Origin of the sequence: Nonomuraea typhae, from assembly GCF_009760925.1 — a bacterium.
Lineage (GTDB): Bacteria > Actinomycetota > Actinomycetes > Streptosporangiales > Streptosporangiaceae > Nonomuraea > Nonomuraea typhae.
Window position 1 is genome coordinate 1192097 of the sequence record NZ_VRLV01000002.1, and the last position, 22653, is coordinate 1214749.

21 protein-coding genes and 1 tRNA gene are annotated in these 22653 nt (G+C 71.0%); 8 read left to right on the forward strand and 14 right to left on the reverse strand.

Annotation, left to right across the window (positions count from 1 at the left end; genetic code table 11):
- Nucleotides 1-32: 32 nt before the first annotated feature.
- Complete coding sequence (locus FVE25_RS12080) at nucleotides 33-905, forward strand: hypothetical protein (protein WP_157246490.1); 873 nt, start codon at nucleotides 33-35, stop codon at nucleotides 903-905.
- Here FVE25_RS12080 and FVE25_RS12085 read toward each other — a convergent pair.
- Nucleotides 835-1800 (reverse strand): helix-turn-helix domain-containing protein, encoded by a 966-nt coding sequence (locus FVE25_RS12085; RefSeq protein ID WP_157246491.1) that lies wholly within the window; start codon nucleotides 1798-1800, stop codon nucleotides 835-837. The two genes, FVE25_RS12080 and FVE25_RS12085, sit on opposite strands and share 71 nt — an antisense overlap.
- A 44-nt stretch (nucleotides 1801-1844) precedes the next feature.
- Here FVE25_RS12085 and FVE25_RS12090 point away from each other — a divergent pair, with 44 nt between their 5' ends.
- Entirely contained in the window at nucleotides 1845-2579 is a 735-nt protein-coding gene (locus FVE25_RS12090) for a maleylpyruvate isomerase family mycothiol-dependent enzyme (protein WP_157246492.1), read from the forward strand.
- 5 nt (nucleotides 2580-2584) lie between these two features.
- Here the strand turns inward: FVE25_RS12090 and FVE25_RS12095 are convergent, their stop codons facing one another.
- Nucleotides 2585-3328 carry an SDR family oxidoreductase gene (locus FVE25_RS12095; RefSeq protein ID WP_181019541.1) on the reverse strand — a complete coding sequence of 248 codons (744 nt, stop codon included), beginning with the start codon at nucleotides 3326-3328 and terminating at the stop codon, nucleotides 2585-2587.
- Nucleotides 3329-3361: 33 nt separating this feature from the next.
- Between FVE25_RS12095 and FVE25_RS12100 the strand changes: the two genes are divergently transcribed.
- Entirely contained in the window at nucleotides 3362-3862 is a 501-nt protein-coding gene (locus FVE25_RS12100; RefSeq protein ID WP_157246494.1) for a hypothetical protein, read from the forward strand.
- A 15-nt stretch (nucleotides 3863-3877) separates the two neighbouring features.
- Here the strand turns inward: FVE25_RS12100 and FVE25_RS12105 are convergent, their stop codons facing one another.
- The gene (locus FVE25_RS12105; RefSeq protein WP_157246495.1) at nucleotides 3878-4324 is read right to left on the reverse strand and encodes a MerR family transcriptional regulator; all 447 of its coding nucleotides are present in this window, start codon (nucleotides 4322-4324) and stop codon (nucleotides 3878-3880) included.
- A 410-nt stretch (nucleotides 4325-4734) separates the two neighbouring features.
- On the opposite strand from FVE25_RS12105, the gene FVE25_RS12110 reads away from it, so the two are divergent.
- The gene (locus FVE25_RS12110; RefSeq protein ID WP_157246496.1) at nucleotides 4735-5400 is read left to right on the forward strand and encodes a DNA alkylation repair protein; all 666 of its coding nucleotides are present in this window, start codon (nucleotides 4735-4737) and stop codon (nucleotides 5398-5400) included.
- A gap of 40 nt (nucleotides 5401-5440) precedes the next feature.
- Here the strand turns inward: FVE25_RS12110 and FVE25_RS12115 are convergent, their stop codons facing one another.
- Nucleotides 5441-9109: an nSTAND1 domain-containing NTPase gene (locus FVE25_RS12115; RefSeq protein ID WP_157246497.1), complete on the reverse strand. Its 3669-nt coding sequence runs from the start codon at nucleotides 9107-9109 to the stop codon at nucleotides 5441-5443.
- Between the two features lie 190 nt (nucleotides 9110-9299).
- Here FVE25_RS12115 and FVE25_RS12120 point away from each other — a divergent pair, with 190 nt between their 5' ends.
- Nucleotides 9300-9809, forward strand: a complete 510-nt coding sequence (locus FVE25_RS12120; protein ID WP_157246498.1) for a peptidase inhibitor family I36 protein — start codon at nucleotides 9300-9302, stop codon at nucleotides 9807-9809.
- A 612-nt stretch (nucleotides 9810-10421) separates the two neighbouring features.
- On the forward strand, nucleotides 10422-10820 hold the full coding sequence (locus FVE25_RS12125; protein ID WP_219825433.1) for a hypothetical protein: 399 nt from the start codon (nucleotides 10422-10424) through the stop codon (nucleotides 10818-10820).
- A 601-nt stretch (nucleotides 10821-11421) separates the two neighbouring features.
- Here the strand turns inward: FVE25_RS12125 and FVE25_RS12130 are convergent.
- From FVE25_RS12130 to nadD, 5 genes are all read right to left on the reverse strand, one after another.
- Nucleotides 11422-11494 (reverse strand) — tRNA-Ala (locus tag FVE25_RS12130).
- Nucleotides 11495-11560: 66 nt separating this feature from the next.
- Nucleotides 11561-12187, reverse strand: a complete 627-nt coding sequence (locus FVE25_RS12135; protein ID WP_157246499.1) for a histidine phosphatase family protein — start codon at nucleotides 12185-12187, stop codon at nucleotides 11561-11563.
- Nucleotides 12184-12579 carry a ribosome silencing factor gene (gene rsfS / locus FVE25_RS12140; RefSeq protein WP_157246500.1) on the reverse strand — a complete coding sequence of 132 codons (396 nt, stop codon included), beginning with the start codon at nucleotides 12577-12579 and terminating at the stop codon, nucleotides 12184-12186. Before rsfS ends, FVE25_RS12135 begins: the two co-directional genes overlap by 4 nt.
- A 38-nt stretch (nucleotides 12580-12617) precedes the next feature.
- A complete protein-coding gene (locus FVE25_RS12145) occupies nucleotides 12618-14489 on the reverse strand; it encodes an ABC transporter ATP-binding protein (protein ID WP_157246501.1) in 1872 nt (623 codons plus the stop codon).
- Nucleotides 14490-14514: 25 nt separating this feature from the next.
- The gene (gene nadD / locus FVE25_RS12150; protein WP_157246502.1) at nucleotides 14515-15129 is read right to left on the reverse strand and encodes a nicotinate-nucleotide adenylyltransferase; all 615 of its coding nucleotides are present in this window, start codon (nucleotides 15127-15129) and stop codon (nucleotides 14515-14517) included.
- 88 nt (nucleotides 15130-15217) lie between these two features.
- Here nadD and FVE25_RS12155 point away from each other — a divergent pair, with 88 nt between their 5' ends.
- Entirely contained in the window at nucleotides 15218-16240 is a 1023-nt protein-coding gene (locus FVE25_RS12155) for a M48 family metallopeptidase (protein ID WP_181019542.1), read from the forward strand.
- A gap of 300 nt (nucleotides 16241-16540) precedes the next feature.
- On the opposite strand, the gene FVE25_RS12160 is transcribed toward FVE25_RS12155, so the two are convergent.
- From FVE25_RS12160 to FVE25_RS12175, 5 genes are all read right to left on the reverse strand, one after another.
- The gene (locus tag FVE25_RS12160) at nucleotides 16541-18430 is read right to left on the reverse strand and encodes a serine/threonine protein kinase (protein WP_157246504.1); all 1890 of its coding nucleotides are present in this window, start codon (nucleotides 18428-18430) and stop codon (nucleotides 16541-16543) included.
- 82 nt (nucleotides 18431-18512) lie between these two features.
- Entirely contained in the window at nucleotides 18513-18689 is a 177-nt protein-coding gene (locus FVE25_RS53785) for a hypothetical protein (RefSeq protein ID WP_181019543.1), read from the reverse strand.
- A gap of 20 nt (nucleotides 18690-18709) precedes the next feature.
- The gene (locus FVE25_RS12165) at nucleotides 18710-20014 is read right to left on the reverse strand and encodes a glutamate-5-semialdehyde dehydrogenase (protein WP_281367842.1); all 1305 of its coding nucleotides are present in this window, start codon (nucleotides 20012-20014) and stop codon (nucleotides 18710-18712) included.
- Nucleotides 20015-20018: 4 nt separating this feature from the next.
- Nucleotides 20019-21137: a glutamate 5-kinase gene (proB, locus tag FVE25_RS12170; RefSeq protein WP_246266926.1), complete on the reverse strand. Its 1119-nt coding sequence runs from the start codon at nucleotides 21135-21137 to the stop codon at nucleotides 20019-20021.
- Between the two features lie 81 nt (nucleotides 21138-21218).
- A complete protein-coding gene (locus FVE25_RS12175) occupies nucleotides 21219-21740 on the reverse strand; it encodes a TIGR03086 family metal-binding protein (protein ID WP_219825435.1) in 522 nt (173 codons plus the stop codon).
- Nucleotides 21741-21759: 19 nt separating this feature from the next.
- On the opposite strand from FVE25_RS12175, the gene FVE25_RS12180 reads away from it, so the two are divergent.
- Entirely contained in the window at nucleotides 21760-22587 is an 828-nt protein-coding gene (locus FVE25_RS12180) for a helix-turn-helix domain-containing protein (protein ID WP_219825436.1), read from the forward strand.
- The last annotated feature ends 66 nt before the right edge of the window (nucleotides 22588-22653 follow it).

Genomic DNA, 22653 nt, shown 5'->3' on the forward strand with positions numbered 1-22653 from the left:
AATCGGCTGCGCATCGTGCGTAACGTCTATGTATGGACCCATCCCCTCTTTCAGGCATTGCCTACACCGATCAGGAGGTCCGTCTCTGGCGCTGGATCGAGTCCCCCCGTGACGCCGAGATCCGCGCCGTCCTCGACAAGGGCCTCGACCCCGGCAGGCTCAGCATGGACGAGCTCTACCTGCTGATCTCCTTCACCCGGCGCTGCGCGCTCGCCGCCGCCCGCACCGGCGACCCCGCTCCGATCCGGTACGGCTACGCCGCGCTGGCCGCCCTCGACCAGGAGCGTATGGACCGGCGCGACGTGATCTGGGCCGGAGCCGTCCTCACCTGGGCCGCCCAGCGGCTCGGCCTGGACGCCGCCGCCCTGGCCGCCACGGCGACCGCGCAGCTGAGCCGGGACGCGGCCGCGCTGATCGTCGGCACCACCGGCACCCGGGTGGATCTGTCCGGCGACTGGGGCTTCATCCCGCGGGAGACGCCGGACGGGCTGGTCCTGTTCGGCACCGAGCACGCCTACTTCGCCCCGGAGAGCGACCTCACGGCGATGACCGTCGCCCTGGCCGACGAGATCGAGCGCGCCGGCTACCGGATCACCAGCCTCACGCTCGGCTCCGAGTTCCCGACCGTCTGGGTCGGCGGCCGCACCCGCCTGACCAGGGGGCTGACCGGCTGCACCGACCTGCACGCCGACCAGGACGACATCCGGGACGGGTTACTGGTCTTCCTTCTCGAGGCCCCTCGCGCCTCCCGGGCGGCGGCGATCGCCGCGGCCGCGACGGCCAACGAGCACGTGCTCGCGCTGGCCTCGGGGAAGGTGGCCGCGGTCCTCAGCCTCATGCCGGGGCACACCCTCCCCCCGATCCATTTCGAGCCCATGATCCGCCGGATTCTCGCCCAGGCGTGACCGAGACCTCGAGCCCGTCGAGGATCCACGTGTGGAGGTCGCCCAGCGTGGCCCGCTCGCCGGTGATCTCGCGCAGCAGCCGCCAGTAGCGCCGCATGCGCGGGTCGCGGTCCATCGCCACGCGGCCGAGCAGGTCCCGGCGGAACGCCTGACTGTCCTGGACCCTCCGGGCGCCGGCCTGCGCGGCGACGAACGTGTCGAGCGCCAGGCTGGGCCCCGGGGGCTCCCCGGCCAGCACCGGCGCCTCGGCCTGCAGCCAGGCCTCCACGGTCGCGGCCATCAGATCGCGCCCGGCGTGGATCCTGCCCGCGTCCGCCAGCGTCTGCGCCTGCCGTAGCCGGAGAAGGGAGCGGTCGGTGGCCACCGACACCAGCTCGGCGTAGGCGACGACCTGCGTCGGCGTCGGGTCGGCGGGCGGCTCGGGCGCGGTCATCGACAGGAAGGCGCAGCGCTCCTGGTCCGGCCAGGTGCCTATCTGCCACTTCCAGAAGCCGACGAGGGCGTCGTGGGCCGCGCCGCGGTCGGTGACCGCCGCCACCAGGTCCAGCCGGGCCGCCCGCGCGGCCGGGCCCGCCTCCTCCACCGCCCGCAGCGAGGCGTGCCGCCAGGCCAGCGTGGCCAACTCGACGTCCAGCGCGGCACGCTCGGCCGCCACCGCCTCGGCGACGGAACGCTCCCCCGCGAGCACCGCCTCGATCGCTGTCAGCCCGAACCCGAGCCCGCGCAGCCGCCTGACCAGTGTGAGCCGCTCGACCGCGCCCGGCTCGAACCGGCGATGCCCGCCGGGGCTCCGCCGCGAATCCAGCAGCCCCGCGTCGCAGTAGAAGCGGATCGTGCGGACGGAAAGACCGGTGAGCCGGGCGAGATCACCGATGCCGAGTGTGTTCTGCGTCACAATGACTTGAACCTCCACCCCACTGGAGATCGTACGGTCCTTCCATGAAATCACCTGACCAGTGGCTCACCGGCGCGCTTTTGAGCCAGACCGCCGCCTTCGCCCAGACGGTCACCGGCGCCGACCCCGCGGCGAAGGTCCCGACCTGCCCGGAATGGCAGCTACGCGATCTGGTCGCCCACATCGGCCAGGCGCCGCGCTGGGCCGCCTCGATCCTGCGCAACGGACCGCCGGACGCCCTGCCCGACCCCAGGGCCGAGGACGCCGGCCCGCCGGAGTCCTGGCCCGCCTGGCTGGAGGCCGGCGCCCGGGAGCTCGTCGACGCCGCCACTGTCCCCGACACCGAGGTCTGGACCTTCCTCGGCCCCGGGCCCGCCCGCTTCTGGGTCCGCCGGATCCTCTGCGACCTGGCCATACACCGCTTCGACGCCGCCTACACCGTGGGCCTGCCCTGCGCGCTCCCCCAGGACCTGGCCGCCGAGACCATCACCGAGGGCCTGACCCTGCTCCGCTCCCCGATCCCCCGCTTCGAGGGCCTGCGCGGCACCGGCCAGACCATCCGCCTGAACCCCACGGAACGCGACCTGACGGGCTGGCTCGTCACCCGCGCGCCCGACGGCGTCACCTGGGAGCCCGCCTCGACCGGCGGCGACCTGGTGATCACGGGCCGGGTCCAGGACCTCGTTCTGGTGCTCACCGGCCGCATCCCCGCCACCGCCGTCGACCTGCACGGCGACGGGGACCTGCTGGATCACTGGCTGGCCAACGCCACGCTCTGACCGTTCTAACCGCGCCCGACGTACGGCATGGCCGTCGCCATCACGGTCATGAACTGCACGTTCGCCTCCGGCGGCAGGCTCGCCATGTACAGGACGGCGCCGACCACGTGCTCGACGTCCATGCGTGGCTCGGGGGCCGTCGTCCCGTCGGCCTGCAGCACGCCCTCGGCCATGACCGCCGTCATGTCGGTGGCCGCGTTGCCGATGTCGATCTGCGAGCAGGCGATGCCGAACTGCCTGCCGTCCAGGGAGAGCGCCTTGGTGAGGCCGGTGATGGCGTGCTTGGTCGCGGTGTACGGCGCGCTGAACGGCCTCGGGGCGTGAGCCGAGATCGACCCGTTGTTGATGATCCGCCCGCCGCCCTGGCCGCGCATGATCCGGAACGCCTCCCTGGCGCACAGGAAGGAGCCGGTGAGGTTGGTGTCCACGGCCGTACGCCACTGCTCGACGTCCAACTCGTCGACGGGGACCGGTGGCGTACCCGTGCCCGCGTTGTTGAACAGCACGTCCACCCTGCCGAAGCGCTCCACCGCCGCCGCGAACAACGCCGCGACGGAGCCCGGATCGCGCACGTCCGCGGGCACGACCAGCCACCCGTCGTCCTGCGGCGTGGCGGTCTCGCGCAGCGGCTCCTCCCGGCGCCCCGCGGCCACCACCCGGTATCCGGCCGCCCGCATCCCTCTGGCCACCGCCCGCCCGATCCCCGAGCCCGCCCCTGTGACCACCGCAACCTTGGACATTGCCGCCATGCCGGGCAAACTACCAGCGGAGGTCTTGACGCAATGAACTGGGATGACTACCTCTATGCACAGCACCCGCCCGAGCGGCTGTTCGGGTGGGCGCGCAGCCTGACCGCCTTTCACTTCTGCCGCGCGTACGGCGGGCACAACAACGACGGCGACCACCTGCTGGCCGCGCTCCGCCTGACCGGCGACCCGGCCGAGCTCCTCGAAGCACTCGGCCTGACGGTCACGACCATCCCGCCCGGTACGGCACTGCCCGTCGCCGGCCGGCCGTACCCACCCGAGGAACTCGCCCGCTTCCCCACCCCGATCCCCGGCCACCCGCACCTGGACCAGCCCGGCTGGGTCACGCTGGCAGTCCACCCCGCGTTCGTGTGGGTGTATGCGGACCGGCTCACGATCAGCGTGGCCGACGGCTACGACGTGACCGAGGAGTCGGTGGGCGCCGCCCTCGCCATCGAGAAGCTCCTGATCCCGCTCGGCGACCGGGTCATCGACCCGCCCCAGAACGACCGGAACTGCATCTGCACCCACCGCTGACCGGGCCCGCGGGGGTCACCCCCCGTGACCCGCGCAGTGCTCGTGCGCATCCTGAAGCGGCTGCCCGGCCAGGCGGGCGGTGACCAGGCCGTTGAAGTTGGGGCAGCCCAGGAGGTCGTCCCGCCCGCAGCGCAGGCCGTGCTCGATCGCCTCGCGGGCGGCCCTGGCCTTGGCGATCTGCTCGTCGAGCTCGGCCAGCTTCCGCCGGGCGAGCCGGTCCCACTCCTCCCGCGCGCCGCCGCGGGTGGCCATCAGCGCCTTCTGCTCGGCCAGGGAGAACCCGGCGTCGCGCAGCAGCAGAACGGCCCCGACCAGCGCCAGTGCGGACTCCGGATACCGCCGCTGCCCCGAGACCCTCACGGGTGCGGGCAGGAGCCCCAGTTCGTCCCAGTAGCGCAGCGCCGAGGTGGCGACGCCGGCCCGGTCCGCGAGCTCCCCGATGGTCAGCATGTGCTCGGACATCTTGCCGTCCAGCCTACGTGAAGGCGCTGCCTCCCAGCCCGGCTCTGCCCTTAATCCCCTTTTTCCATGGTATAGAGGAAATATAGATGGGCCCGATATAACTAACCTTGTATTGACGGGGTGGATAAATCGGAATAGGGGGCACAATCATGTGCCGTTTGCGGAAGATCGGGCTAGTCCGCCGCTGGTCGCTCGGCCGCAGAACACGAGACGGGGCGGGGACCCCGGCCAGCAGATCCCATCACCTGCGCTCCTGGCGGCCGCCCACACCCTGACCTTCTCCCTGGAGGAGGGTGATCGGCAGCGACCAGTCCTGAAGGCCAGGGAGGTGGCCCATCCACGGTGGCCGGCACCGGGCCGGTCACCGGGACCGTAGGCTGAATCCCGCGCGTGAGGGACAGGAGACGCAGATGGCCGAGACGACGGCGACCGCGGTGATGGCCGAACTGGCCGGGCTCGAGGACCCCAAGATCCGCGCGGTGAACGAGAGACACGGTGACGATCACGGCGTGAACCTCGGCAAACTGCGCGCCGTCGCCAAGCGGCTGAAGACCCAGCATGACCTCGCCCGCGAACTCTGGGCCACCGATGACACCGCCGCACGACTGCTGGCGCTCCTGATCTGCCGCCCGAAGGCGTTCACCCTCGACGACCTGGACGCCATGGTGCGCGAAACCCGCGCCCCCAAGGTGCACGACTGGCTCGTGAACTACGTGGTGAAAAAGAGCCCCCACGCCGAAGACCTGCGCCTGGCCTGGTCCACCGACCCGGACCCGGTGGTCGCGAGCGCCGGCTGGGCGCTGACCACGGAACGCGTGGCCAAGAACCCCCAGGGCCTCGACCTCACGAAGCTGCTCGACACCATCGAAACGGACATGAAGCCCGCCCCGGCGCGCCTGCAATGGGCGATGAACCACTGCCTGGCCCAGATCGGCATCGAACACGCCGAACACCGCGCCCGCGCCATCGACATCGGCGAGCGCCTGGAGGTGCTCAAGGACTATCCGACGCCCCCGGGCTGCACGTCCCCGTTCGCCCCCATCTGGATCGCCGAGATAGTGCGCCGGCAGGGGTAGCGCCGGGACCGGTCCGGGGAAGGACGAGGTGGCGCAGGCTTCATCGGCAGGGTGGCTGGAAGGGCAGGTCGGCGAAGTGTTGCCGCCATTGGGCGGGGGTGAGCGCGGGGCGGGCCCGGGCGCATACGCGGGCAGCCGCGTCTTGGGGGTCGATCGGCCACAGCCGGGCGGTGTGGTCTTCTGAGGCCGTGGCCAGGGTGCGGCCGTCGGGGCTGAAGGTGACCGCGTAGAGGCGGTCGGTGTGTCCGGTGAGAGTGGCCAGGGGCCGGGGTTGTGCGGGGTCGCGGACGTCCCACAGCTTCGCGGTGCGGTCCAGGGAAGCGGTGGCCAGGGTGCGGCCGTCCGGGGCGAAGGCGATGCTCTGGAGTGCGTCGGTGTGGCCGGCGAGGGTGGCGATCTGCCGGATGCGGCCGGGGTCGCGCACGTCCCACAGCTTCACGATGCGATCCAGGGAAGCGGTGGCCAGGGTGCGGCCGTCGGGAGAGAAACTGGTCGCACGTATCGTCTCCGGCTGTGCGGGGCCGGTCGCCAGCCGTACCGGAAGACGAGGGTTAGTCACGTCCCACAGGACGAACACGAGGCCGTGCACGGTCACCAGCCGCCGCGCGTCGGAGGTGAAGGCGAGCGCCAGCGCTCCATTGCCGCCCTCGCGCACCGTGCCGGCCGCGCGTGGGCGGGCCGGATCGCTCACGTCCCACAGGCGTACGACGGGGTCGCCCGCGCCGGCGCTGGCCAGCAGGGTGCCGCGGGAGGTGAAGGCGATGGAGCGGACACCTCCGGGGTGGCCGGTGCGGATGGTCGCCAGGAGAGAGGGCCGGGCACGGTCGGCCAGGCGCCACAGCCGTATGGTGGTGTCGATGCTGCCGGTGGCGGCCAGGTTGCCCTCCGGGTGGAAGGCGACCGTCTCGACCTGTCCGGTGTGGCCGGTCAGCTGGGGCAGCGGGGCCGGCTGGTAGGGGTCGGTGATGTCCCACAGCCGGGCGGTGAAGTCTTCGCTTCCGGTGAGCAGGGTGCGGCCGTCGGGGCTGAAGGCGGCCGCCGATAGGGCGGCCGGGTTGCCGTCGAGGACGGGGCCGGGCAGGCGGGTGAGCCGGGTGGTGCCGTCGAGGGCCGAGGATGCGAGCAGCTTGTCGCCGGGCCGCCAGGCCAGCGCCCAGACCGCGTCGGTGTGCGGGGTCAGCACGCTGGGCGGGGCGCCCGGCTGGGTGAGGTTCCACAGCCGGATGGTGTGGTCCCAGCCGCCGGTGGCGAGCCGGCGGCCGTCCGAGCTGAAGGCGAGGGTCTGCAGAGGGCCAGTGTGTCCGGTCAGGACGGCGGGGCTGCCCGGGCCGGCCAGCTGCCACAGCCGGACTCGGTGGTCCCAGCCGGCGGTGGCCAGGTGCCGGCCGTCGGGGCTGAAGGCGACGGCGGTGACCTTGCCTGCTTGCCCGCGCAGGCGGGGCAGTGGCCTGGGACGCCGGGGGTCGGCGACGTCCCACAGGGCGGCGCCGTCGTCGGAGGCGGTGGCCAGCGTGGCGCTCGAGGGGTGGAAGGCGAGCGCGGTGAGCGCCTGGCGGTGTGCGGTGATCGTGGCCAGGCGTGTGGGGGCGGTCGCGCGGGCGATGTCCCACAGTCGTACGGTGCCGTCGCCGCCGGCGGTGGCCAGGATCGTGCCGTCGGCGCTGAGCGCGACGGCGAAGACGGGAGCCGCGTGGGCGGTGAAGCCGGCCAGTGGCTTCGGGGGGCCGGGTTCGGCCGCCGACCACAGCCGGACGGTGCCGTCGTACAGGCCGGCGGCCAGGACGCGGCCGTCGGGGGTGAAGCGCAGCGACTCGATGTCATCGTTCTGGCCGGGCAGTTCGGCCAGCGGTGTGGGCGGGCCGTTGTCGTGGACGCGCCACAGGCGGACGGTGCGATCGTCGCCGCCGCCGGCCATGACGCGGCCGTCCGGGCTGAAGGTCACGGTGTTCAGCTCGTGGCCGAGCCGGTCACCGAGCGGGGTGGTGAAGGCGCTGAGCAGGCTGCCGCGCGCTTCCACCGTGGGGGTGAGCCGGTAGGCGGCCAGGGCGAGCTGCGCGGCCAGCGGCGCGTCGCCGGTCCGCAGCTGGACGGCCTGCTCGGCCACCCGCTGCGACAGCGCGGTGTTGCGCTGGCCGGCGGCGGCTTCCTGCTGGGTGCGCGCGTATCCGGTCGCGCCGGCGGCCAGCACCACGAGCGTGGCCAGCACGGCGATGAGCATCCGGGCGGCCAGGGCACGGCGCCGGCCCAGCGCCCGCTCGCGCTCGCGGGCGTGCCGGCTGGATTGCAGAAACTCCTGCTCGGCCGGGCTCAGGACGGGCGTCTGCCGCTCGGCCCACGTGGCCGCCTCCTCCAGGCGAAGGCCCCGGTAGAGGGCGCCGGGGTCGCGGCCCAGCGTCTGCCAGGTCTCGGCGGCCTCGGTGAGACGGTGGTGGATGCGCAGCCCCTGCCGGTCTTCGGCCAGCCATTCACGCAGACGCGGCCAGCAGCCGATGAGCGTCTCGTGGCTGATCTCGACGCTGTCACGGTCGAGCACCAGCAGGCGGGCGGCGACCAGCCGTTCCAGCACCTCACCCGTGCCCGGGGCGTCGCCGAGCTGGTGACGGCGCACCCGGCGCCGGGTGTCCGGGGCGTCCTCGCCCGGGGTGACCAGCCGCAGCAGCATCCTGCGGGCGATTTCCCGCTGGACGGGGGTGAGCTGGGTGTACAGGCGCTCGGCGCTGTGAGCGACGGCGTGCTCGATACCGCCCGCGGCTTCGTAGTCGGCCAGGGTGAGGGTGTTGCCGCGGCGCCGCCGCCAGGTCTCCAGCATCACGTGCGAGACCAGCGGCAGCACGCCCCCGTGCCCGGCCGCGTCGGCGACCACCCGGGCGGCCAGCGCACCCTGCACCACGCAGCCGGCGTCGGTGGCCGGCCGTACGACGGCTTGGCGTAGTTCCTCGCTGCTCATCGGCCCGACCGGCAGCTGCGCCTGCCGCAGCACCTCCAGCAGCCGAGGCTCGGCCAGGCAGTGGCCGTAGAAGTCGGCGCGCACGCCGATCACTACCCGATGCGCACGTGCGGCATCGACGAGCATGTCGATGAACCGCGCCCGCTCCCGCGGATCCTGGCAGAGGGTGAAGACCTCCTCGAACTGATCCACGATGATCAACGTCTCCGCGGGACCGACCGGATCCCACACGCGCGCCGGATGCGCCCCCGGCGTGATCAGCACCACTGGCCAGGGCCGTTCCCCGGCCAGCACCCGCGCCTGCAACCCGGCCTGCAGCAACGACGACTTGCCCGTCCCCGACGCGCCGACCACTGCCACGAACCGCTGCTCAGCCACCCGCCGGATCAGCTCGGCCACCAGTTGCTCGCGGCCGAAGAACCGAGCGGCGTCGGCGGCTTGGAATGCCGTCAATCCCAGGTACGGCGCCGCCTCCTCGGCCGGTTCCGCAGCGGCCGGCTCTCGGCCGCTCAGCTCCCGCCAGCGTCGTTCCCACTCCAGGGTGTCGCCGCCGCACGCGTTCACATACGCGAGCGTGACCGCCAGCGTCGGCAGCCGCCGGCCCGAGGCCGCCTCCGACAACGTCGCCACCGCATAATGCGCCTGGCGCGCCATCTGCCGATACGTCGGCTCGCCCGCCTTGACCCGCAACAACCGCAGATCCGCGGCGAACCGCAGCACCTCCGGGTCGTCCCCCTCCAATGGCCGCTCACGCCGCGGCACCCTAGCCTCCCCCGAGCCGGGAAACTCGACCGTACATGTCCACCCGCCTGACCCCACTCAACCCCGAGCTTCGGGGGGTGATCAACCCCTGACGATTGTTCGCCGTTGTTTGATCGGCGCGACAGGTCCGGGTCTGAACAACCTCCGCCGTGCTACATCCCTGGTGACAGCTTCCGACGGGGAGGAAAAAGTGGCACGCAGAATCCTGATCGCGATCACAGTCTTAATGATCACTCTCGCCACCGCGCTGGCTCCGGCGGCCGCCAGCCCGCCGGGCGACGCCGAGGCCATCCGGATCCAGTCCATGCTCGACGACTTCAAGGCCGCGAACCCGGGGGCGACGCAGATCTCGCCCACCACCCTGCGCTACCCGGACGGCGCGGAAGTGACCGCGGGCGTCGACACCGAAGAGGGCAGCTGCAGCTACCTCAACCTCTGTATCTGGGATCAGCCCAATTTCAGAGGGAATTATCTGAAATTCTACTACTGCAGGTTCTACAACATCGGCTACGAAAATGGCTGGAGCGACAAACTCCGCTCCTTCATAAACGACCAGAGCCCTCGCACTGAGGCCACCTTCTGGAACTACTACCACGGGTGGCAGTACCTCGGTAATTCGATTGCCTATGGGGAATCACGCATCGTGAGCACCTTTGGGGTGACCGACGGAATCACGCCCTGCGGAGGGCACCGGCCTTAATCGCCCGCACCGAGCCACACGAGGACGGGCCCCTGCACGTGCGGTGGCCTGTCCTCGTACGCTGCCCGCCGGGGAGACGGCGACGGTTCGCCACAGGCGCTGTCAACGGAAATCGCGAAAACCTAAGACGCTCGGAGGAAGCGCATGAAGAAGACTGCGGCACTTTTGCTGGTCACCCTCGCCGGGGCTGGGACGCTCGTCGCCGCCCCGGCTTCGGCGGTGGTTCCTGGCCGGCTCGTGCTGACCACCGGACCAGGCGTCTCCAGCCTCTATCTCTACGATGACTGCACGAGGCCACGGCAAAACGCGGCCCCTTCCGGTCTGGCCGCCTTCGCCAACACGCCCGCGCCAGGATGCGCCGCCTCGCTGAGCAACGGAGCGCAGTGGCTCACGTTGTGCTCAGGTCACGGCATAGTGCCTGAGGCCTACCGAACAGGAGCCATGGTTCACATCCACCCTGGGACCAGCGTTCCCTGCCCAGGACCGTGACCACGGCGGCCGCAAACTCTTCATTCCGCGCGGCCGAAAAGAGCCCCCGGGAGGAACCTCCCTCCGACTCCTGTTCATCAGGCTATTCAACTGAGAAAACGACAACCTCTCATCGGAGGACTGGTGCACACCACTACCAAACGCCGCACCCTCGCTGGTGCCGCGGTCTCCCTGATCACCGCAGCCACCGTCCTGGCCACAGCTCCGCCCGCCTCCGCCGAACCGAGCCCGCCTGGCTGCCCCAAGGGCTACTTCTGTGCATGGGAACCAGGAAGCCCCCCCTGGACCGGCCGGGTAGTTCTCAAGACCTGGGGCAACTGGTCCGGCAACGTGACGACGGGATCGCTGTTCAACAACGGCATACCTCAGCCCGGGGCCGATCACGTTCAGGTGAACTATGACAGGTTCGGCACCACCTGGTCCGAGTGCCTGCACTACAACCCTGGCCCCGGCACCTACAAACTCGACTTCGGCGTGGCCTATGCCGAAATCACGTCGGTGACGTGGCGAGGCGAGTGCTGAGCGCGCTCTCGGCCGTCGCCTGGTCGCCGACCGTCAGGTCACCGGCCCAGAAGATGATCATTTAGTCGGCGGTGACGCGATCGAAGGTGACGTGAGGGGATGCTGCCGCCTTCCAGCGCCCGGGTCGTCACCAGGAGGACCGCCGGCTCTACCTTCCGGGCCCAGCCCGGCAAGCCGTGGTTCTGACGGATCAGAGACAACTTCTGAACACACTTTCGACAGGAGAGGCCATGCGCGTATCCCGACTCATCGCCAGCTCGATCCTGGCCACCGTCGCCATTCTCGGAACCGCTCAACTACCCGCAACTTCGGCCACGGCAACTACGTCAGCCGATGCAGCGCCCACTCCCCCCACGCAGAAGGCCCAAGGCACGTGGACCTGGGAAGGCGGTTTCATTGCGCCGTGGTTGTGCGAGATAGAAAGGAGCCGGTACGAGGGCCGTGGCCACCCGACCGATGGCTGCTACTACTCAACCATCCCTGGTGAGCACTGGTACTTCTGGTGGTACACGCCGTAGCTGCCCCCTGCAGAGGGCGGCCCATTGACCAGGGTGGGCTCCGACCCCTAGCCACTGGAAGAACGCGCGGAGTACCTTGCCTGTGGAGCTAAGGGGATTCGAACCCCTGACCCCCTCCATGCCATGGAGGTGCGCTACCAGCTGCGCTATAGCCCCTGGTCACCGCTACGAGTCCACTCGATGCGGCGCTCCGAGAGCATATAGGCATCCCGGTCCTTTCGCCTAATCGGCCTCCACGATGTCGTCGCTGTTGACCGGTTCCGGCAGGGTGCCGGCGTTGTGTTCGAGCAGGCGCCAGCCCTTGCGCCCCTCTTCCAGCACGGACCAGCTGCAGTTGCCGAGGCCCCCGAGGGTGTGCCACAGGTCCTCGGGCAGCCCCAGCAGTTCGCAGATGCCGAGCCGGATGGCGGCGCCGTGGGAGGCGATGACGAGCAGGCCGTCGTCGTCGAGCTGGGCGGCCCAGCGGCGCATGGCGGCGGCCACGCGGGCGGCGACCTCGGTGACGGGCTCGCCGTCGGGGGCCTCCCAGGCGATGTACTCCTCGGGCCAGCGGGCCCGGATCTCGTCTCGGGTCAGCCCTTCCCAGGCGCCGCCGCCGCGTTCGCGGAGTTCTTTGTCGACGGGGACGTCGAGTTTGACCAGGCGGGCCAGGGCCAGCGCGGTGTCGTGGGCGCGCTGCAGGTCCGAGGAGACGATCATGGTGGGCCGGAGCGCGGCCAGCAGGGATGCCGCCCTGGTGGCCTGGGCGATTCCGGTTTCGTCGAGCGGGATGTCGGTGTGGCCCTGGAAGCGGTGCTCGACATTCCAGAGGGTTTGGCCGTGCCGAAGACAGACGATTCTGCGGCTCAAGTGCGCGCTCGCTGGATGTTGGCGTGCGTGACGCTTTCGGGGAGCCCGATGGCGGGGCAGTCCTTCCACAGGCGCTCGAGCGCGTAGAAGGTGCGGTCTTCTTCGTGCTGAACGTGCACGACCAGATCGATGTAGTCGAGGAGCACCCAGCGCCCCTCGCGCTCGCCCTCGCGGCGGACGGGCTTGGCGTCGGCCTCGATGCGGAGGCGGTCTTCGATCTCGTCGACGATGGCGCGGACCTGGCGGTCGTTGGTGGCGGAGCAGAGCAGGAAGGCGTCGGTGATGACGAGCTGCTCGCTGACGTCGTAGGCGAGGATGTCATCGGCCAGCTTGTCGGCCGCGGCCTCGGCGGCGATCTGGACGAGCTGGACGGCTCTGTCGGATGCGGTCACGATGCGGGTCAGTCCTCCTCTATCGGCTACCTACGAGGTTACCCTTCCTCGGTGTAGGCCCTCGACTGCAGAGTGAACATCTCGGCGTAGATGCCCGAACGTTCCATGAGCGCCGCGTGCGTGCCCTGTTCCACGACTTTCCCGTGTTCCAGCACGTAGATGCGGTCGGCCCAGCGGACGCTGGCCAGCCGATGGGTGATCATCAGCACCGTGCGCTGCACGGCGTGTCGCCGGATGCTCTCGAAGATGGCGTGTTCGGAGCGGGCGTCGAGCGCGGCGGTGGGCTCGTCGCAGATGAGCAGGGGCGCGTCCCGGTAGAGGCCGCGGGCGACGGCGATGCGCTGCCACTGCCCGCCCGACAGTTCGGTCCCGCCCTGGTAGCTGGGGTCGAGCATGGTGTCCAGTCCGTACGGCAGGCGGTCCACGACGGCGTCGGCGCCGGAGGCGGTGAGCACCTCGTCCAGGGGCGCGCCGGAGTCGTGCCGCCCGATGGTGATGTTCTCTCCGGCGCTCAGGGGCCAGTGGGTGAAGTCCTGGGCGATGACGGCGATCTTCTCGCGGAGGGCGGTGCGGTCGATGGCGCGCTGGTCGACGCCGCCCCAGGTGACGGTTCCGGTCTGGGGGAGGTAGAGGCCGCCGATGACCTTGGCGAGGGTGGTTTTGCCGGAGCCGTTCTCGCCGACGAGGGCGACGATCTCGCCGGGGTTCACGGTGATGGAGACGTCGGTGAGGGCGGGGGTGTCGGCCGCCGGGTAGGTGAATCTGATGCCGTCGACCCGGATGCGGTCGGTTTCGGCGGGCGGCGCCGTACTGCCGGAGGTTTCTGCTCGTGCGCTGGCGTCGGCGATGAAGTGCACGTAGTCCTCGTAGAACAGGCCGGCTTCGTATGCCTGGTTGACTCCGTGGAGCGCCTGCTCGGTGGCGGTTCCGGCGCGCTGGATGGCGAGGACGGCGGTGGCGGCGACGGCGAGCACGACCTGGCCGCTCCACAGCAGCAGGCCGAGTGCCACGTAGACCAGGCCCTTGGCGATGCCGCCGAGGGCGCTGCCCCAGAGGCCGGCGAGTTGCTGGCGGCGGACGGCGCGCAGTTCGTAGCGGATGATCCAGCGGTAGATGCGGCTGAATTCGGCGAGCAGGTAGGGGCGCATGGTGTAGGAGCGGATCTCGGCGGCGGCCGGCCGCTGGGTCATGAGGTCCTGGAGGGTGCTCTGGCGCCGTCTGGCGGCGGCGATCCCGGCGGTGACCTGGTAGCTGACGCGGGCGGCGCGCACGGAGGCCCACGTGCTGGGGACGGCGGCGAGCAGGATGAGCGGCAGCAGCACCGGATGCAGCACCCCCAAAGCACCAGAAACAGCCAGCAACCCGATAAATCCGGAAACGGTTTCCATGACTGCCCAGAGCAGCATCGACGGCCCGCGGGTGGCGGTCGCGGAGGTGCGCTGGACCTGATCATGGAAGTCCGGGTCGTCGAACGCGGCCAGTTCGACTCCGGTGGTGAGCGTGACCAGGCGGGTCTGGGCGGCCTGGGTGAGCAGGGGCTCGAGCCGGTCACGGGCCCACTGACCGGCTTCGCGGAAGGCGGCCCGCAGGACGGCGGCGCCGACCACGGCGGCGATGCCGGGCAGCGCGGCGGCCAGGCGTTCGGCGGTGGGCACGGCGGAGAACAGCTGGCTGAGCACGTCGGTGGTGGCCAGCAGCCCGAGCGCGGTGAAGATCTCCGACAGGAGCGCGGCACCCATCATGACCACGGTGTCCACGCGGCTGGTCTGCCAGCTCAGCACCAGCACGTCCCGGATCAGGGCCGGCAGCCGCCGCACCATGGTGAAGAGCCCGGACGCGGTGACCTCCGCGTCATGCGCCCACCACGCCTGCTCTTTCAGCTCCAGTCCGTCGAAGACCTCATCCGTCATATGCCCATGATCGCCGCAAATCTCATCAAACGGCGCGATAGAGCCCGCGTTTCCCGATGTACTGCACGATGCCGTCCGGAACCAGGTACCAGATCGGCTCCCCCTTGGCCACGCGCTGCCTGCACTCCGACGACGAGATCGCCAGGGCCGGGATCTCCAGCAGGGTCACCTTCCCCGCGGGCAGCCCGGGGTCGTGCAGGGTGTGCCCGGGCCGGGTGCACCCGACGAAGTGGGCCAGCGTGAACAACTCCTCGGCGTCCTGCCAGCCGAGAATGGCCTCCAGGGCGTCGGCGCCGGTGATGAAGAACAACTCGGCGTCCGCGCCGTAGATCTCCGAGACGTCCCGCAGGGTGTCGATGGTGTAGGTGGGCCCGGGCCGGTCCACGTCCACGCGGGAGACGGAGAAGCGCGGGTTCGACGCCGTCGCGATGACGGTCATCAGGTAACGGTCCTCGGGCGCGCTGACCTCGCGCGAGGACTTCTGGTACGGCCGGCCCGTCGGCACGAAGACGACCTCGTCGAGGTCGAAGTGGTGGGCCACCTCGCTCGCCGCGACCAGGTGCCCGTGGTGGATGGGGTCGAACGTGCCGCCCATCACCCCCACGCGTCGCTTCCCCTGGCCCATGGGCGCATTCATCATGAAAAGGACCTTACGCGGCGGCCATACCACGCCACATAGCCACCCCCCTTCCCAAGTAACCGCGCATCACTCCCGTAGCCGACGTAGCATGCCGGGCATGACGACCACCCCGGATCGCAACCGCATCCAACTGCCCGGCATCTCGTCTCGTGCCTACGAACACCCCGCAGACCGGTCCGCGCTGGTCGCTCTGCGCAAGCTGAGTGGGTTCGACACCGTTCTCAAGCAGATGTCCGGCCTCGTAAGCGAGCGGCGCCTGCGCCTCATGTACCTCGCCTCGGCCGTGCGAGTGAGCGAAACCCAGTTCCGTTCCCTGCACGACATGGGCCGCGACGCCGCCTACATCCTCGACCTGCACCGGATCCCCGAGATCTACGTGCAGCAGGACCCGCACGTCCAGGCCAAGGCCATCGGCTTCGACGACCCGTTCATCGTGGTGACCACCGGCCTGCTCAACCTCATGAACGAGGAGGAGCAGCGCTTCGTCATCGGCCACGAGACCTCGCACATCCTGTCGGGCCACGCGGTCTACCGCACCATGCTCGACATCCTCACCACGCTCGCCACGCGCGTAGCGTGGATCCCGCTCGGCTACATCGGCCTGCGCGCGATCGTCGCGGGGCTCGAGGAGTGGTACCGCAAGTCGGAACTGTCCTCCGACCGAGGCGGCCTGCTCACCGGCCAGAACCCCGAGGCCGCCAAGCGCGCCCTCATGAAGCTGGCCGGCGGCGACTACACGCACGAGATGAACATCGAGGCGTTCCTCGCCCAGTACCAGGAGTACGACACCGCGGGCGACCTGCGCGACGGCTTCCTCAAGGTGCTGAACCTGCTCGGCACCACGCACCCGTTCGCCGTGGTGCGCGTGGCGGAGCTGGACAAGTGGCAGCGCACGGGCGAGTACGAGCGCATCCTCGGCGGTGACTACCCCCGCAGGGAGGACGACGCCGACGCCCGCGTCACGGACGAGATCAAGGCCGCCGCGGAGTCCTACCGCCGCTCGTGGTCGGAGTCCCAGGACCCGTTCATCGGCGTCCTGCGCGACGTGGCCGAGGGCGCGGTCAACGCGGGCGAGCGCATCTTCAACCGCTTCTCCCGCCGCGACAACTAATGTGCTCTCCGTCCAGGAGAGCACACCCGGCCGTGAGAACCCCGGTTCTTTACGGCGCAGCCCACATCCCCCCACCCGCCGACGCCGGCGGGCGCCGATCGTGGGGATCGCTTCTCACGTCGGACGGGGTGCCCGCCGTTACGGCGATCCGCAGACCGGACGCCGTGGCCCAGGTACCCCGCCGCACAAGGGCGCCGAGCAGCGCCGCACGACCTCCCGCCGTGCGGCGCCCTCACGGCCTGGACGGCCGTGCAACCGCTCAGAGACCGCCGCGAAGCCGGTCAGAGTACGTGAAACCGGTTAGAGCAGCAGATCGATCGCCCGGACCGCCGCGGCACACAGCGCCACGAACCCACCCAGAACCGCGAGAGCACGCAGCCCCTCGCGGCGCAGGTTCGGCAACCGGGCGCCGATCCGCTCGATCTCCCGCCCGGTGACCCCGCCGCACAACACGCCGAACACCACCGCCGCCACGGTCACCGGCGCCACCTGCTGCCACCAGTCGGAGGCGATCTCACCGCCGCCCGTCGCCCAGAGCGCTCCTCCGGCCACCAGGGCCACGGGCGCCCCGGGCCACACGGCCGCCGTGGCCGCCGCCCCGACCAGCGCGAACGGGAACAACAACACGCGCAGCAACACCCGCACCCGCTTGCTGGAGCGGTTCCTGACCAGCCAGTGGCTCATCCACAACGTCCTGGTCAGCACCACGAGCGCGGCCGTGATCCCGATCGAGGCGATCGGATACACCACCGAGGCCACCACGCACGGCACCGCCAGCACGGCCAGCAGCAGCAACGCGGTGTTGCCCGCGGGCAGCGTGGTCGCGCCGCCCTCCCTGGTCCGGCCGCGCGAGCGGACCAGCCGCCCTTCGGCGGCGAGCTTGGTCCGGGGACGCGGCACCGGCGTCTTGGGGTTGTCACCGGTCTTGATCCGGCCACGCGCCCCGGGCTCCTCCTTGATCCGGCCACGCGCCCCGGGCTCCTCCTTGACGCGGCCGCGCACCCCGGGCTCCTCCTTGGCGCGCGCCCGCACCAGTTCCTCCTTGGCCCGCCCGCGCGCCAGGTCCTCCTTCGAGGTACGGCCCCGCCCCGGGTCGGCCGCCCGCCCTCTGGGCACGGGAGTGTTCGGCTCCTCCTTGGCGGTACGGCCCCGCCCCGGATCCGCCACGCGCCCCCTGGGCACCGGGGTGCCCGGCTCGTCCCTGGTTCGCCCCCGGGGCACCGGCGTGCCCGGCTCCTCGGCCGAGCCGGAGCGCACCCGCGGCGCCCGGGCTCTGGGCGGCGGCGTCTTCTGCTCCTCACCCGCCCGCCCCCGGGCGGCGTCGTCGCCCGCCCCGGGCCGAAGCCGCCGGCGCGGCGGCGGCACCTCCGCCACCGCCTCGCCCGGCGCGTCGGAGGCGGTCGCCCGGGCCAGCCGGGACAGGCGATCGGCCAGCAGCGCCGCGGTGGGCCGCTTGGCCGGTTCCCGATGCAGCGCCGCCCGCACCAGCGGCAGCAACTCCACGGGCACGCCCTTGAGATCGGCCTGCCCGTTCAGCACCGCGTACATCTGCGCCTCGGCCGTCCCGCGCCCGAACGTCGGCCGCCCGGTCGCCGCGAACGCCACCGTCGCCCCCCACGCGTGCACGTCGGCGGGCGAGTCCACCTGCTCGTCGGCGAAGATCTCGGGCGCGGTGTAGCCGGGGGTGCCGAGGAAGGTGCCGGTCATGGTCAGCCGGGTGGCGTCCAGCACCTGCGCGATGCCGAAGTCGATGAGCACCGGCCCGCGCTCGCTCATGAGGATGTTGGCCGGCTTGAGGTCGCGGTGGATCACCCCGGCCGCATGCGTGATCGCCAGCGCGGTGGCGATGCCCTGCGCCAGTTCGACCAGGCCGCCGACGTCGAGCGGGCCGCTGCGCCGTACCCGCTCCAGGAGCGTGTCGCCCTCGATGTGCTCCATGACGAGGTACGGCCGGTCGCAGTCGAGATCGGCGTCGAACACCCTGGCCACGTACGGGCTCTCGACCCGGCGCAGCGCCCGGACCTCGCGTTCCAGGCGAATGCGGGCGGACTCATCCTCGACCAGGTCTCGCAGGACCTTGATCGCGACGCGTTCGCCACGGCGGGCGACGGCGAGATACACCTCGCCCATGCCGCCTCGGCCAAGCCGTTCGAGAAGGGTGTACGGCCCGACCTTGCCGAGCTTGCTCACCGTCCCTCCCCGCTCGGCGCACCCATAAGGGACACAACCCTAGCGGTGAGGCCGAAGTTAGCGCCCGAGGCGCGCCGAAGGTTTATGTCTTGGTCGAATCGCTGAAGATGTCGTCGAGCTCCGTGGTGGGCGCCTGAGACAGGTCCCTGCGCCCCTTACGGCGCCAGTGCACGTGCCCCCGGCTCTCCAGCCAGAGCAGCAGCCGGTCGGCCCCGAAGAGCACCGCACCGGCGAAGACCAGGGCGATCACAATCTCCATGGACCCCAGTCAAGTCAACGTCACTCTCGGTCGCCACCTTGACACGCTGAGATGACGGTGCCTTCTGAGGTGCGCATATGTCCTTCGCCCGTGTAAACCCACTTAGTGGACGTCAATTCCGGCAGCCCCATCGGGCCGCGGGCGTGGAGCTTCTGGGTGGAGATGCCGATCTCGGCGCCGAACCCGAACTCGCCCCCGTCGGTGAACCGCGTCGAGGCGTTGACCGCCACGGCCGCCGAGTCGACCAGCGACACGAACCGCCGGGCCGCCTGCTGCGACCGGGTGACGATCGCCTCGGTGTGGGCCGAGCCGTACTTCCTGATGTGGGCCACCGCCTCCTCCAGCGAGTCGACGACGGCCGCGGCGATGTCCAGGGAGAGGTACTCGGCGTAGAAGTCGTCCTCGGTGGCGGCCACCACGCCCGGGTGCGCGGCGACCCGCGCGTCCCCGTGCACGGTCACGCCCTCCTCGGCCAGCCGCGCCAGCGCCTTGGGCAGGAACTCCCCGGCCACCGCGGCGTGCACCAGGAACGTCTCGGCCGCGTTGCACACCGACGGCCGCTGCGCCTTGGCGTTGACCAGGATGTCCAGGGCGAGGTCCAGGTCGGCGTCGGCGTCGACGTAGACGTGGCAGTTGCCGACACCCGTCTCGATCACCGGCACCGTGGACTCCTCGACCACCGAGTTGATCAGCGAGGCGCCGCCCCGCGGGATCAGCACGTCGACCAGGCCACGCGCCCGCATCAGCACCTTGACCGACTCGCGCGTCTGCCCCGGCACCAGCTGCACCGCCCCGGACGGCACCTCGGTGTCGTCGAGGGCCGCCTGCATGATCCGCACGAGCGCCGTGTTGGAGTCATAGGCGCTGGACGAGCCACGCAGCAGTACGGCGTTGCCGCTCTTGAGGCAGAGCGCCGCCGCGTCCACGGTGACGTTCGGCCGGCCCTCGTAGATGATGCCGATCACGCCCAGCGGCACCCGGAGCTGGCGCAGCTCCAGCCCGTTGGGCAGCGTGCCGCCGCGCACGATCTCGCCCACCGGGTCGGGCAGGTCGGCTACCTGCCGCACCGCCTCGGCGATGGCCTCGATGCGCTGCTTGTCGAGGCGGAGCCGGTCGATCATCGCCTCGGCGGTGCCCTGCTCACGGGCCCGCGCCACGTCCTGGGCGTTGGCCTCGACGATCTCCGCCGCACCCTCGACCAGTGCGTCGGCGATCGCGCGCAATGCCCGGTCCTTCGGCGCCCGCGGCAGCGGGGCCAGCTCGGCAGCGGCCTCTCGTGCCGCCTGGGCGACCTTCAGGAACTCATCGGACATCGCACGCTCCATTCGCTTACCGGTGAGGCTCCAGTATGACGATGTCGTCGCGGTGAATCAGCTCGCGTTCATATTCCGGACCGAGCTCGTTGCCCAGCTCCCGGGTCGAGCGGCCCAGCAGCCCGGGGATCTCCCCGGCGTCGAAGTTCACCAGCCCTCGCGCGACCACCCGCCCCAGGGGCGCGCACAGGTCCACCGGGTCGCCGGCCGCGAACTCGCCCTCGACCGAGGTCACCCCCGCGGGCAGCAGCGACTTGCGCCGCGCGACCACCGCCTCCACGGCGCCCTCGTCCAGGTGCAGCCGTCCCCGCCCGGTGGTGGCATGGGCCAGCCACAACAGCCGGGTGCCCGGATGCCGCCCGCCCGGGTGGAAGTAGGTGCCCACGTCCGCCCCGGCCAGGGCCTGAGCCGCGTGGGCCGCCGCGGTCAGCACGACCGGAATCCCCGCGCCGGTCGCGATCTTGGCCGCCTGAACCTTCGTGATCATGCCACCGGTGCCCACGGCCGCGCCGTTCCTGCCCAGCTCGACGCCCACCAGGTCTTCCGGGCCCCGGATCTCCGCCAGCCTGCGCGAGCCCGCACGGCTCGGCGGCCCGTCGTAGAGCGCGTCCACGTCCGACAGCAGGATCAGCGCATCGGCCCTGATCAGGTGCGCCACCAGCGCCGCGAGCCGGTCGTTGTCGCCGAAGCGGATCTCGTCCGTGGCCACGGTGTCGTTCTCGTTGACCACCGGCAGGATGCCCAGCTCGAGCAGCCGGCCGAGCGTGCGCTGGGCGTTGACGTGGTGGGCGCGGCGCATCATGTCATCGGCGGTCAGCAGCACCTGGCCCACCCGGATCGCATACCGGGCCAGCGACGAGGTGTAGCGGGCGACCAGCACGCCCTGGCCCACGGAGGCGGCCGCCTGCTGCGTGGCGAGATCCCTCGGCCGCGACGCCAGCCCCAGCGGGCCCAGTCCGGCGGCGATGGCTCCCGACGAAACCAACACGATCTGCGCACCCACGCTCCGGCGCGCGGCCAGCACGTCCACCAGGGCGTCCACCCGGTCGACGTCAATCGTGCCCTGGGGGGTGGTCAGCGACGAGGAGCCCACCTTGACGACGACCTTCGACGCGGAACTGATCCGATCTCGCACCATACGAGCCTATCCCCACGTGCCCGCGCGGGGTGTGGGAGCCCGAGCTTACGCCGCAGGGGTGCATGCAGGAGGGTGTGCTCACGCCTTCCAGGCCGGGTCGCGCCCGATCAGGCCCAGCAGTCGGTCCAATGCGGGCGCGTCGTCCGGCACCTCCACCGGCGGCCCGAATGCCCCGAGCTCACGCCCCATGTCCACCATCTGCTCGGTGAACACCAGCGACCCCGTGACGGCCTCGGGCATCGGCTCGTACGCCTGCCCGGTGGCCCTCGCCAGATCCCACCCGTGCACCACCAGATCGGTCAGATACAGGTGCGCCACCATGGGCTGCGGCATCCCCATGGCCGGGCTCATCCCCTCCCACGCCTCGGGCCGCGACCAGGCGGCCAGCGTCCGCTCCGCCCGCTCGGGAAAGTCCCCCGCATAGGGCCCCTGCTCGGTCCGCGGCCCCTTGGCCGCCAGCGACACGAACATCTCCGCCACCCACTCCAGGTGGTTGATCAAATCCCTGACGTCGAACTTCGCACACGGCGTGGACAGCCCGAGCTGCTCATCCCGGACGCCACGCACGAGATCCGAGGTCAGTTCAGAGGACCGGGTCATCAGCGGCATCATGTCTTCCATGGCAGCCATGGTGCCCCGCCCTCCAGAAGGGCGGCTTGTAGAAACGCGACAGCGCGGCTGGGTCAACCCCTACGCGGGCCTCAGCGCCTTCGACTTCTCCCGCCAGGCGCCCCCGCAGGAACTCTCGCCCTTCGTAGAACACTTCTGGGTCGTCACCTACACCGACCTCGCCGAGCCGTACGAACAGCGCATCGTCTCCCACCCCACCGTCAACATGACGATCACCCACGACTTCCACCAGATCGCCGGCGTGATCCGAGGCGGCTTCTCCTACACGATGCACGGCAGCGGCCGCGTCATCGGCACCCGCTTCCGCCCCGGCGGCTTCCGCCCGTTCCTCGGCCGCCCCGTCTCCGAGCTGACCGGCCACTTCACCGAGATAGGCCGGCTGTACGGCCCGGCCGGGACAACCACGGTCCGCCGGGTCCTGGCCGAACCCGATCCCCGCGCCGCCGTTTCGTTGATCGAGCGCTTCCTGCTGAGCCTGGCCCCGGAGCGCGACCCGGTAGCCGAAGAGGTAGCCGACCTGGTCGGCCTGGCGGAAAACGACGTCACCATCACCCGGGTCGACCAACTGGCCGCCCTGTCGGGACGCTCCATGCGCACCCTGCAGCGCCTGTTCCAGGACTACGTGGGCATCGGGCCCAAATGGGTGATCCGCCGCTTCCGCCTGCACGAGGCCGCCGAACGCGTCTACCAGGGCCTCGACCTCGCCACCCTGGCCGCCGAACTCGGCTACACCGACCAGGCCCACCTGACCCGCGACTTCACCGCCGCCGTCGGCATGCCACCGGCGGCATACGCCCGCCTGGGAAACCGATCCTGACACGCCGCCCAACCGGGCCCCGCCCATACGGCCGAGGGTAGCGGCGGGAGCCCCGCCCAGGCGGCC

Coding starts and splice junctions, on each gene's coding strand:
- FVE25_RS12095 (WP_181019541.1), bottom strand. CDS start 3,328: ATGGCGGCAATGTCCAAGGTTGCGGTGGTCACAGGGGCGGGCTCGGGG.
- FVE25_RS12100 (WP_157246494.1), top strand. CDS start 3,362: ATGAACTGGGATGACTACCTCTATGCACAGCACCCGCCCGAGCGGCTG.
- FVE25_RS12090 (WP_157246492.1), top strand. CDS start 1,845: ATGAAATCACCTGACCAGTGGCTCACCGGCGCGCTTTTGAGCCAGACC.
- FVE25_RS53785 (WP_181019543.1), bottom strand. CDS start 18,689: ATGGAGATTGTGATCGCCCTGGTCTTCGCCGGTGCGGTGCTCTTCGGG.
- nadD (WP_157246502.1), bottom strand. CDS start 15,129: ATGATGAATGCGCCCATGGGCCAGGGGAAGCGACGCGTGGGGGTGATG.
- FVE25_RS12180 (WP_219825436.1), top strand. CDS start 21,760: ATGGCAGCCATGGTGCCCCGCCCTCCAGAAGGGCGGCTTGTAGAAACG.
- FVE25_RS12175 (WP_219825435.1), bottom strand. CDS start 21,740: ATGACCCGGTCCTCTGAACTGACCTCGGATCTCGTGCGTGGCGTCCGG.
- FVE25_RS12145 (WP_157246501.1), bottom strand. CDS start 14,489: ATGACGGATGAGGTCTTCGACGGACTGGAGCTGAAAGAGCAGGCGTGG.
- FVE25_RS12105 (WP_157246495.1), bottom strand. CDS start 4,324: ATGTCCGAGCACATGCTGACCATCGGGGAGCTCGCGGACCGGGCCGGC.
- FVE25_RS12165 (WP_281367842.1), bottom strand. CDS start 20,014: ATGGAGCGTGCGATGTCCGATGAGTTCCTGAAGGTCGCCCAGGCGGCA.
- FVE25_RS12155 (WP_181019542.1), top strand. CDS start 15,218: ATGCCGGGCATGACGACCACCCCGGATCGCAACCGCATCCAACTGCCC.
- FVE25_RS12110 (WP_157246496.1), top strand. CDS start 4,735: ATGGCCGAGACGACGGCGACCGCGGTGATGGCCGAACTGGCCGGGCTC.
- FVE25_RS12080 (WP_157246490.1), top strand. CDS start 33: ATGGACCCATCCCCTCTTTCAGGCATTGCCTACACCGATCAGGAGGTC.